This is a genomic window from Bradyrhizobium valentinum (assembly GCF_001440405.1).
GTDB classification, from domain to species: Bacteria; Pseudomonadota; Alphaproteobacteria; order Rhizobiales; family Xanthobacteraceae; genus Bradyrhizobium; species Bradyrhizobium valentinum.
In genome coordinates this window covers 48014-58857 of the sequence record NZ_LLXX01000076.1, presented here as the reverse complement: position 1 = coordinate 58857, position 10844 = coordinate 48014, and the positions used below count along the sequence as shown (strand labels likewise).

10 protein-coding genes are annotated in these 10844 nt (G+C 61.5%); 5 read left to right on the top strand and 5 right to left on the bottom strand.

Annotated elements, in window-relative coordinates; translation table 11 throughout:
• Window positions 1–2863 (top strand): DUF3971 domain-containing protein (locus CP49_RS12440; protein ID WP_245310667.1); only part of this gene is annotated, 2863 nt, incomplete at its 5' end.
• Between the two features lie 84 nt (window positions 2864–2947).
• Here CP49_RS12440 and CP49_RS12435 read toward each other — a convergent pair.
• Complete coding sequence (locus tag CP49_RS12435) at window positions 2948–3340, bottom strand: hypothetical protein (protein ID WP_057850539.1); 393 nt, start codon at window positions 3338–3340, stop codon at window positions 2948–2950.
• 27 nt (window positions 3341–3367) lie between these two features.
• Window positions 3368–4501 (bottom strand): class A beta-lactamase, encoded by a 1134-nt coding sequence (gene bla, locus CP49_RS12430; RefSeq protein WP_420807606.1) that lies wholly within the window; start codon window positions 4499–4501, stop codon window positions 3368–3370.
• Here bla and CP49_RS12425 point away from each other — a divergent pair.
• The 3 genes from CP49_RS12425 (at window position 4412) to CP49_RS12420 (ending at window position 6718) form a co-directional block, all read left to right on the top strand.
• Complete coding sequence (locus CP49_RS12425; protein WP_420807608.1) at window positions 4412–5284, top strand: LysR family transcriptional regulator; 873 nt, start codon at window positions 4412–4414, stop codon at window positions 5282–5284. The genes bla and CP49_RS12425 overlap by 90 nt on opposite strands.
• 186 nt (window positions 5285–5470) lie before the next feature.
• Window positions 5471–5833, top strand: coding sequence for an HIT family protein (locus CP49_RS42685; RefSeq protein ID WP_082645991.1), 363 nt, complete (start codon window positions 5471–5473; stop codon window positions 5831–5833).
• Window positions 5834–5962: 129 nt separating this feature from the next.
• Window positions 5963–6718, top strand: a complete 756-nt coding sequence (locus CP49_RS12420) for an SDR family oxidoreductase (RefSeq protein WP_057850536.1) — start codon at window positions 5963–5965, stop codon at window positions 6716–6718.
• Window positions 6719–6876: 158 nt separating this feature from the next.
• On the opposite strand, the gene CP49_RS12415 is transcribed toward CP49_RS12420, so the two are convergent.
• The 3 genes from CP49_RS12415 to tyrS form a co-directional block, all read right to left on the bottom strand.
• Window positions 6877–7374, bottom strand: coding sequence for a pyridoxamine 5'-phosphate oxidase family protein (locus tag CP49_RS12415; protein WP_057850535.1), 498 nt, complete (start codon window positions 7372–7374; stop codon window positions 6877–6879).
• Window positions 7375–7614: 240 nt separating this feature from the next.
• Window positions 7615–8862: an MFS transporter gene (locus tag CP49_RS12410; protein WP_057850534.1), complete on the bottom strand. Its 1248-nt coding sequence runs from the start codon at window positions 8860–8862 to the stop codon at window positions 7615–7617.
• 68 nt (window positions 8863–8930) lie between these two features.
• Window positions 8931–10184, bottom strand: a complete 1254-nt coding sequence (gene tyrS, locus CP49_RS12405; protein ID WP_057850533.1) for a tyrosine--tRNA ligase — start codon at window positions 10182–10184, stop codon at window positions 8931–8933.
• 175 nt (window positions 10185–10359) lie between these two features.
• On the opposite strand from tyrS, the gene CP49_RS47215 reads away from it, so the two are divergent.
• Window positions 10360–10844, top strand: a 485-nt coding sequence (locus CP49_RS47215) for an anhydro-N-acetylmuramic acid kinase (RefSeq protein WP_245310666.1), incomplete at its 3' end; no start/stop codon positions are given.

The window sequence follows — 10844 nt, the reverse complement described above, 5'->3', positions numbered from 1 at the left end:
ATTGCTGGCCGGCCTGGACTGGCTCGACAGCCTCAGCTTGACCGGCCTCGACGGACAGAATCTGAACGAGATCGGCCTCAAGAACGGCAATCTCGTTGTCGACGACCAGCAGCGCGGCAACAAATGGACGTTCGAGAATATCAGCCTCAGCATGCGCCGGCCGCGCGGCGGCGGGGTCGCGGTAAGCCTTGGCGAGGAGGGCGCGCACCCATGGTCACTCAAGGTCGCGGTCGGCCCGCAGCAGAACGGCGTGCGGTCGGTCGATCTTCGCGCCGACAAGGTACCTGCCGCCAATATCCTGCTGGCGATGCGGGTCAAGGATCTGACCTACAGCGCGGAATTGCCGCTCTCCGGAGAGCTGAAGGGCGAATTGGGCCGCGACGGCCTGCCGACCTATTTCCGCGGCAAGATCAGTGCTGGCGCCGGCAACCTCATTGATACCGATACGCCCGACTATCCGATGGCGATCGATTCGGCAGAGATGAGCGTCGAATGGGATTCCGGACGGCGCGTGCTGGTCGCGCCATTCAAGGTCGTTTCCGGCGCGAACCGGATCACGCTGCTCGCCCATCTCGAACCGCCGAACGGCGCCACCACCGAATGGCAGGCGGGCTTTAGCGGCGGCACGATTCTGCTGGCCGGCACCGACAATGAACCGCCGCTGATCTTCAACCGCATCAACATCGGCATGCGCTTCGACACCGACCGGAAACGCGTGCTGCTCACCCAGGCCGATATCAGCAACGGCGAGATCGGCATCGCCGGTACCGGCAGCGTCGACTATGCGAACGAGGCGCGGCTCCAGCTTGGTTTCGCGGGAACGCCGATGTCGGCATCCGCGCTCAAGCGGATGTGGCCGATCCTGATCGTGCCCGAAGTGCGCGAATGGGTAATCGAGCGGATCGAGCGCGGCACGCTCCAGCGCATCGAGGTCGGCGTCAATTCGCCGGTGCGCAATTTGTCGCGCAAGGGGCCGCCGATTCCGGACGATGGCCTGGCGGTCAACATCGTAGCCTCGGGCGTCACGGCGCGTCCGGTCGATGACATGCCCGCGGTCCGCGATGCGGATTTGAAAGCGCGGGTTACCGGGCGAACGGCAACGGTGACGATCGGGCAAGGGATTGCCGACACGCCCGCCGGGCGCAAGATCAACATTTCCGATTTCACGTTCGAGGTGCCGGACATGGCGCCGAAGCCGTCGCCCTCGCGGGTGAAGTTCAGGGTGGATTGCCCGGTGCCGGCGGCGGCCGAGATTCTGGCTTCCGACCGCATCAGCGACGTATCAGGCAACCTGATCGATCCGAATTCCAGCAAGGGCAACGTTACCGCCACCGTCATGCTCGGCATGCCCGTCAAGGGCTCAATGACCAAAGCCGATACCACCTACACCGTCACGGCCGACATCGGCGGATTTGCCGCCGACAAGCTCGTGATGAACCAGAAGCTGGAAGCCAACACGCTGAAGGTGGTCGCCAACAACGCCGGCTATCAGGTGAGGGGCGACGTCAAGATTAATGGGCAGGCGGCCTCGCTCGACTATCGCAAGCCGAACGAGGGCGACGCCGATATCAGGCTGCAGGCCACGCTTGACGACGCCAGCCGCGCACGCCTCGGGATCGATCTTGGACCTGCCGTTAGCGGCGCAATTCCGATCAAGGTGATCGGTAAGATCGGCGAGAACGACAGCCGCGTCGGCATCGAGGCCGATCTGACCTCGCTGCGGCTCGACAATATCCTGCCGGGTTGGGTCAAGGTGCCCGGCAAGTCGGGCAAGGCGACGTTCACTGTGGTGAAGAAGGAACAATCGACATTGTTCCAGGACATCGTGGTCGAAGGCGGCGGCGTTTCGATCAAGGGATCGCTCGAAGTCGACCAGAACGGCGACCTGTTGATGGCGAGCTTCCCGACCTACGCGCCGTCGGATGGCGACAAGACCACGCTGAAGGCCGAACGCGGCGCCGACGGTATCGTGAAAGTCACGATGCGTGGCGATGTGTTCGACGGCCGCGGCTTCCTCAAATCGGCGATCTCGGGCAAGGACTCCGATCCCAAGAACAAGTCCAGGAACATCGACCTCGACATCGACCTCAAGCTCGGCGCGGTGGTGGGCTTCAACGGTGAGGCGTTGCGCAGCGTCGATAGCAAGTTCTCACGCCGCAACGGCATCGTCCGAAACTTTACGCTGTCCGGCAAAGTCGGGCGTGACACGCCTCTGACCGCCGATCTGCGCGGCCGCGGGCAGGGGCAGGGCCGGGACATCATTATCCTGCAGAGCAACGATGCGGGCGCCTTCTTACGCTTCACTGACATGTACTCGAAGGTGATTGGTGGCCAGCTCTCGCTCGCGATGGAGCCGCCTACGGTCGAACCGAGCGCCAAGGAAGGCCTGATCAACGTCCGCGACTTCTCCATCAAGGGTGAGGCTTCGCTCGACCGTGTGGCCGCAGGAGGGTCTACCGGCACTCAGAGCGGCGTTTCCTTTACCGCGTTGCGGGCCGAATTCACTCGGCAGAATGGACAGCTCACGATCCGCGATGGTGTCGTGAAGGGACCGATGGTCGGGGCGACGATCGAAGGCAGCATCGATACCGTGGCTAATCAAGTTCGCATGAGCGGCACCTTCGTTCCGATGTATGGATTGAACAACATGTTCGGTCAGATTCCCGTGCTTGGCCTGTTCCTCGGCGGCGGCAGCAATGAGGGCCTGATCGGCGTCACCTATGAAGTGGTTGGCACGCCGGGCCAGCCGGTACTTCGCGTCAATCCGATTTCGGCGGTGATGCCCGGTGTGTTGCGGAAGATCTTCGAGTTCAATACCGGCAAGCAGAACAACACTCCGGTCGAATTGCCGCCGAACAATTAGGCAGGCCGCGCCGCGGCCAGTCGAGCCGCGGATGGTCCAATGGCAAATCAAGATTGGCGCCTGGGAAGCTGCGTTCGGCCGAAATCACTGCTCCGGCCTGTTTGCCAAACAGGGATCCAAGAGGACATGGTTGGCGTCGCGTCGCAGATATCCGCCCTTGACGTTGACCCTGTCGCCAATCGCCATGCCATTGGATTGGTAGGTCACGCACATGATCCGGATGTCCGGCGCTGAACACAGTACGAGATACCACAACACCTGATCCGTCTGCACCGCCGTGAGGCTGCCGATCACGGAGAGATCGATCCGGTAGTCGAGTTCAGGAATGCCATCCGCCATCCGCCTGACATCTCTGCATTCGGCCGGCCTCCGCGCGGGCTGCTCCGCTACGGAAAATGCCGGCCGGTTGGCGAACATGTCGTCCAAGGCGACCAAACCCGGCACGGCAACGAACAGCAGGATGATTGCTAACGACAATCCGCCAATTGTTACCGGTCGCATTTCTCACTTAGCCGGATGCGTCGCCGAGACCGCGCGCGCGACCGAAGCCACGATGGCATTCTGTTGCTCGAAAGAAACGGTAGCGCCCGTCAGATAGACCGCAATCACCATGGGGGCGGCGCTGGGTGGCCAGACCACAGCGACGTGGTTGTTCGTGCCTCGTCCGCCTGTGCCGGTCTTGTCTCCGACACGCCAGCCTTTTGCAAAACCAGCACGCAGTCGCGTGTCGCCGGTTTTGTTGGCGATCAGCCATGCCGTCAGTTGCTCGCGCGATGCAGCCGACAGCGCCTTCGTCCCGAGGATGAGGGCCTGCAAATTCGAAGCCATCGCATTCGGTGTCGTGGTATCGCGGGGATCGCCGGGCAAGGCCTCGTTGAGCGAGGGCTCATCCCGGTCTAACCGCGTGACCTCGTCGCCTAGACTTCGCGCGAAGGCCGTCAGCCCCGAAGGTCCGCCGATGCCGGCGAGCAGCAAATTGCCGGCCGTGTTGTCGCTCCGCGTTACCGCCGCATCGCAAATTTCAGCGACCGTCATGCCGTCGCCGCCGACGCGCTTTTCAGTTACGGGGGAGTTCACGACGAGTGCGGACGCGTCGAAAGTTATGCGCCGCGTCAACTGTTCGTTGCCGGCATCCACCCGCGCCAGAATAGCCGCGGCTGCCAGCGCCTTGAAGGTGCTGCACATCGGAAAGCGCTCGTCACCCCGGTGGACATGACGAGTGCCGGTTGCCGTCTCAAGGACACAGACGCCGAGGCGGCCACCGCTTTCGCTCTCCAGACGCTTGATCTCACCGATCAGTCGTTGATTTGCGGTCGATGCGCGCGCCGCTCTCGGCCGGCCGCTCAAGGCTGTCGCGATCAGCGCGGTGCCGAAACCAAGCTGGAACTGTCTTCTGGTGATCACTTTCGAATCCCTCCTTATTGCGGGCAGGAAGGTGCCGATAGGCCGCAGTCTTGACAAACGATCAGTTCTGCGGGCAGGCATAAGAAAAACTAGGGACAAGCAATGCGGCGCCGGACGAAGCTTTCGCACCTTCCGCTCAATGCACTGCGGGCCTTTGAAGCGACGGCGCGCCATCTCAGTTTCACCCGCGCTGGCCTGGAACTTCGAGTCACGCAGGCGGCCGTCAGCCAGCACGTAAAGGTGCTCGAGGACCGGCTTGGCGTACAGTTGTTTCGCCGGCTACCGCGCGGCGTCGCGCTCACCGATGAAGGACAATTGCTGCTGCCGAGCATTGTCGAGGCCTTCGGCCGGCTCACCGAAACGCTCAACCGCTTTGAAGACGGTCGCTATCAGGAGGTCATCGCGGTCGGCGTGGTCGGTACCTTCGCCTCGGGATGGTTGCTGCCGCGGCTCGACGCTTTCAGGAAGGCGTATCCGAAAATCGATTTGCGCCTGTTCACCAACAACAACCGTATCGACATTGCGGGCGAAGGCCTCGATTACGCGATCAGGTTTGGCGATGGCCTATGGCACGGCACCGAAGCGACCCACTTGATGGGGACGCCATTTACCCCATTCTGCGCGCCTTCGCTGGCTCGCGGGCTGAGCCGGCCGGCCGATCTAAAGCGCGAGGTGCTGCTGCGTTCCTACCGGCAGGAGGAATGGCCGCGCTGGTTTACTGCCGCGGGATTGCAGAGCCCGGTCCTGAAAGGAATGGTGTTCGATTCATCGATCACGATCGCCAGTGCAGCGGCGCGCGGCTTCGGTGTTGCGTTGTTGCCGGCGGCGTTATTCCAGGACGAGGTCCGTCAACGGCGGCTGGTACGTCCTTTTAAGATCGAGGTGGCACTTGGTGATTATTGGATTACGTCGCTGCACTCAAGGCGACAGTCACCCGCGATGCTCTCATTCAAGAACTGGCTGCTTGAAACGATCGCGGCAACTAAGAAGAGCCCCGGCAAGCAGGGCGAGACTTAGGTCCTGTGCTCAAAAATGCGCAGATCGGATGTCCGCTTCCAGGGGCTAAAGCGACCGCATCTGCTCAGTGTGATTATTTCCGCTTGTGACTCTAAGCGTCACAATTTGCATGCGAGCTTGAGGCAGAAGTCTTCGTCCGGTATGGGTGAATGCGTCCGACAACACAGTCTAGATGGGATTGATGCCATGGCGGCCGAAGATTGCGAGTTGTGTCGACCCGAGAACCTCCTGCTTGAAGGCTCTCTCGCGTATGTTCGGTACGATAACAATAGCCTGAGCCCGGGCCATGTTTTGGTGGTTCCGCGCCGACACGTCGCAAGCTATTTTGACATGACCGTTGAGGAGAAGGCCGAAATACAGTCACTTCTCGATCGTGCGCAGACCAAGATTGCCGCAGATCATTCGCCAGACGGCTACAACATCGGCGTCAATATTGGGCGAGCCGCCGGACAGAACCGAATGCACGTTCATGTGCATCTGATTCCGCGGTACAGCGGTGACGTTCGTGATCCCAGCGGCGGCATACGATGCGTTCTTCCAAAGAAGTGATCTAGAACACCGAACCATTCTCCACACCCGACTTCTGCTTCATGACTATTGCCACTATCCCTTGATGTGTCCGCTTGCCGTCCGATCCCGTCGCATGCGATGCATCCTGGTCTGTGAGGAGTTGAGCCGATGAACCTTGGCCTGGAAGGCAAGACTGCGCTCATAACGGCCGCCAGCGGTGGAATTGGCCGCGGCATCGCCGGCGCCCTTGCAGACGCGGGCGTGCGTGTCGCAATCAGTGCACGCACGGGCGCTGCGCTGGAGCAGGTGGCCAGATGGTTCGCCTCGCGTGCTGGCGGTCGCCCGGTCATCGTGGTGGGAGACGTGTGCGCGCAAGGCGGCCCAGCTCAAATTGCTGCTGAAGCGTCGGCCGCACTCGGCGGGCGGGTCGATATCCTCGTCAACAACGCCGGTGGGGCGAGGCCCGTGACAGGCGAGGCTGACGATACCTTTTGGGACGAGGCAATGACGCTCAACTTCCTTGCGGCACGTCGGCTCACCGATCTCATCTCGCCGGGAATGAAGGCTCGAAACTGGGGGCGGATTGTCAACATCTCGGGCGCGCTTGTTGCGCCTAAACTCAATGGAGCGGCGCCGGCTAAGGCCGCTCTCGTCAGTTGGTCCAGAACACTATCGTCAGAACTTGGTCCATATGGTGTCACCGTCAACACGATCGCACCTGGTCGCATCAACTCGGCCCAGATTCAAAAACTGCATCCAACAGAGCAATCGAAGGCGGACTTCATCAAACAGAACATCCCTGCTGGCTATTTCGGGGAGCCTTATGACATCGGGCACCTTGTCGCGTTTCTCGCTTCCCCACTCGCCCGCTACATCAATGGCGCTGCGATCCCTGTTGATGGCGGCGCGGTACGTCGAGTGTAGAGCGTCGGCACGGGGCAATACGATGTCGAGATGAAGCACCTCTTGCGGCGCGAAATGATGTCCGCTGCTGCCTCGATCTCGACGGCGACAGCGCTTCGGTCGCAGATCAAACTGGACGGTCGCTTCTGGCCCTTAGCGGAGGTGCCTGAGCGGAGCAGCTATACGTCCGGCGCGATTCGAGGGTTCACACCATAAGCATCATAGGCGCTCTGCATGCGATCTGCTTCCGCCCGATCCGGGAAAAGCGTGTAGCTCGGAGCCCATATTCTTGAAATTCTTACGATCTTGATTGAAACGATATGACGTATTGGAAACGCAGTTCCTGCCTTGCGCAGCAACTCTATCCCGATGATCTGAAAATCAGGATGCTCCGGCGGGACGATTGTAGCCGTGCCGACGATCTTGAAGCCTCGCTGGCGGAAAACGTCAATGAAGCTCGCGCAAACCGCTGAGTGAGTTTTAATATTGCGAACAGTGTTAGTGGACGCGATGTCCGCGACGACAAGGTGATCATCTCCGTAACAGGAGAAAATTTCCTTGGGGGTGACATTCGGAGTACCTTCAGCATCGACGGTTGCCAGCCAGCACAAGACCGAATTTTCGATGTCGGTTCTGATAGCTTGATTGATTTTGGGACCTTCCGACTTATTCTTCAATTTGGTTCTCCGAGAGCGGGGGTGGGAGGAGGGTATCATGAACGCTGCCAGACGCGCACCAGGTTGGTCAGCATGATGATGAATGGATGTTGCCTCGCCCAGTCCAAGGGGGTGCCAAACAACTTCCGCTTCTGGCCTAAGCAGACCGATCGAGCTATCTGCTATTTGTCGCTGTCGGGGGACAAAGCGGACATTCGCCGGCGATTGTCGAACGACGCAACTTATGGGTACGCGCCCCAGTCAGCGCCTGAGCGCCGGCACGATCAAAAACGGGATCATCCCGAGCACCACGGCCACCAGCGCGAACGCGATCACGGGATTATAGCTGTGGGTCCAGTCGTGGATCAGGCCACCGGCCCATGCGCCAAATCCCGAGCCGAGGCCGCTGCCGATCGAAATCGTGCCGTAGATGGTGCCGACGCGCTCGCCGCGAAAGATCCTCATCGCGGTCGCCGTGATCAGCGGGCCGCGCGAGCCGATCATGCTGCCGAAGGTCGCGACAAAGGCGCCGAGCAGCCAGAAGTTCGGATAGTACTGCAACAACCACAGCAGGATGATGCCGATGATCGAGATCGCGTAGCTGAGCAGCACCGACGGCCTTCGGCCGATCATCGCGTCGAGCTGGGTCACGCCCAGCATGCCGAACAGCAGCACGACGCCCGAAAAGCCCCAGGCGGTCGCGGCCTGCAGCGGCGGGAAGCCGGCGTCGATCAGATAGGCTACGATCTGCGCCGAGATCGCGTACATGCCGATTGCGGTGAAGAAGAAGGTTGAAAACAGCGCCCAGAACGCGTGGTGGCGCATCGCACTCACAAGCGTCCAGCCTCCGTCGACGAAATCGGGATCGGCTTTTTTGGCGATGTGCGGCGAGCCCGTGGCGAACAGCCGCCACGGCAGCAGCAACAACGGTACCAACAGGCACAGAGCAATGAGGCCGAAGATCTGGTAGGCGCCGCGCCAGCCAATGTGATCGATCAGAAGCTGCGACGCCGGCAGCAGCACCAATACGCCTGCGCCGGTTGCGGAATAGACAATCGCCATCGCCGTCGGCAACCGCGGGCCGAACCAGCGGCCGAGCAGGATGGAATTCGGTACGTTGCCGATGAAGGCGATGCCGATCCCGACGCAGAGACCAACGCTCAACTGGAATTGCCACAGTGCTTGCGCCTGCGAGGCCACCAGGAACGCGCCGCCGAGCAGCAGCAGGCCCAGCGAATAGACGGTGCGGGGGCCGTAGCGGTCGAACAGCCGGCCGACCACCGGCGCCATCAGCCCGCCGGCCAGCCAGGTCAGCGAATAGACCGAGACCACCTGGGCGCGGTCCCAGCCGAAATTCTCGGAGATCGGTTTGAGAAAAACCGTGAAGCTCTCGCCGAGGCCGCGGCCGAGCAGCGCCAGCGTAAAGCACAGCGCCAGCACATTGAGTGCCACCCGCCCCGGCTCGAGCGGTTGCGTCGCGAAATCCTCCCCACGGGTCTTGTTATCCATGCGAGCAGGGAGCGCGTTTCCGCAGGTCCCCGCAAGCATCAAAAACGAATGCGCCTATGCAGGTAGGCTCAAGCTGGCTTCAGCAGGACGTGCTTTTTCTTCCCCATGGAAAGTTTGATGACGCCTTCCGGCGTGAGGTTGGACGGCGTCAGCACCATCTTCTCGTCGGTCACAGCCGCATCGTTGACGCGCAAGCCGCCGCCCTTGATCTGGCGCCGGGCCTCGCCATTCGACGCCACGAGACCCGCTTTCACGAACAGCCCCACTACGCCCGCGCCAGCCTCGAGGTCGCCACGCGAAAGCTCCACGGTAGGCAGGTTCTCCGCGATCGCGCCTTGCTCGAATGTCTGCCGGGCGGTTTCTGCGGCCGTGTTGGCGGCCTCGCGGCCGTGCAATAGCGCGGTCGCCTCCGTCGCGAGCACCTTCTTGGCTTCGTTGATTTCGCCGCCCTGCAGCGCCGCGAGCTTTTCGATTTCGCCCATCGGCAGGATCGTGAACAGCTTTAGAAACTTCACGACGTCGGCGTCCTCGACATTGCGCCAGTACTGCCAGAAATCGTAAGGGCTGAACTGATCGGCATTCAGCCACACCGCGCCCTGCGCGGTCTTGCCCATCTTGGCGCCGGAGGCGGTCGTCAGCAGCGGCGTCGTCAGCGCGAACAATTGCGGCGTGCCCATGCGGCGGCCGAGATCGACGCCGTTGACGATGTTGCCCCATTGATCGGAGCCGCCCATCTGCAACCTGCATCCGGTGCGCCGCGCCAGTTCGACGAAGTCGTAGGCCTGGCAGACCATGTAGTTGAATTCGATGAAGCTCATCTCCTGCTCGCGCTCGAGCCGAAGCCTGACCGAATCCATCGTCAGCATGCGGTTGACGGAGAAGTGCCGACCGACGTCGCGCAGCATTTCGATGTAGTTCAGTTTCGTCAGCCACTCGGCATTGTCGAGCATGATGGCATCGCTCGGGCCCGAACCGTAGCGCAGTACCTTCGCGAACACGCCGCGGATCGAGGCCTTGTTGGCCTCGATTTCCTCGATCGAGCGGATTGCGCGCGATTCATCCTTGCCGGAGGGGTCGCCGACCATGGTCGTGCCGCCGCCCATCAGGGTGATCGGCTTGTTGCCGCTCTGCTGCAGCCAGTACAGCATCATCATGGTGAGGTAGTTGCCGATGTGGAGCGACGGCGCCGTGCAGTCGTAGCCGACATAGGCGGTCGCCTGGCCCTTGGCGGCAAGCGCGTCGAGGCCCTCGAAATCGGAGCATTGGTGGATGAAGCCGCGCTCCTGTAAAATGTTCAGAAAATCTGATTTAAATTTGGTCATGGGCGGGCGCTTTGATCATTCTATTTTCACTGTAATTGTAACCAGTTGCGGAACCATGGCGGAACGGGCTGCCGCAAGGCCGGGCGCTGTGGCATTATAAGATGTGCGTGTTTGGCACAAGCTGGTCGTCGTCGGCGGGACGTATCGAGCAGGGCGTTTCAAGGCACAATCGACCATGATGTTGACGGCATTAGGTTTGATGAGCGGCACCTCGCTCGACGGGGTCGATGTCGCTTTGATCGAAACCGACGGCCGCCGGGTGAACGCGCTCGGACCGTCCGGATACCGGCCCTATACCGATACCGAGCGCGGCCTGCTGCGGCAGGCGCTGTACGAGGCCGCCGACCTGCCGGACCGCGCGGCGCGGCCCGGCTGCCTGCGCGAGGCCGAGCAGGTCGTTACCTCAGCGCATGTCGAGGCGGTGGCCGCCTTTACCGCGCAACACCGGTTGCGTTTTGACGACATCGATATCGTCGGTTTTCACGGCCAGACCGTGCTGCATCGACCCGATAAAAAATTAACGGTCCAGATCGGCGACGCGGCCGCGCTCGCCAAGACGATCCACATTCCGGTCATGTACGATTTCCGCGCTGCCGACGTCGAAGCTGGCGGGCAGGGCGCGCCCTTTGTGCCGGTGTATCACCGCGCGCTCGCCCAATC

Excerpts from the sequence above, each read along its gene's own strand:
- CP49_RS12420 (WP_057850536.1), top strand. The coding sequence starts at position 5,963 with ATGAACCTTGGCCTGGAAGGCAAGACTGCGCTCATAACGGCCGCCAGC.
- CP49_RS42685 (WP_082645991.1), top strand. The coding sequence starts at position 5,471 with ATGGCGGCCGAAGATTGCGAGTTGTGTCGACCCGAGAACCTCCTGCTT.
- tyrS (WP_057850533.1), bottom strand. The coding sequence starts at position 10,184 with ATGACCAAATTTAAATCAGATTTTCTGAACATTTTACAGGAGCGCGGC.
- CP49_RS12410 (WP_057850534.1), bottom strand. The coding sequence starts at position 8,862 with ATGGATAACAAGACCCGTGGGGAGGATTTCGCGACGCAACCGCTCGAG.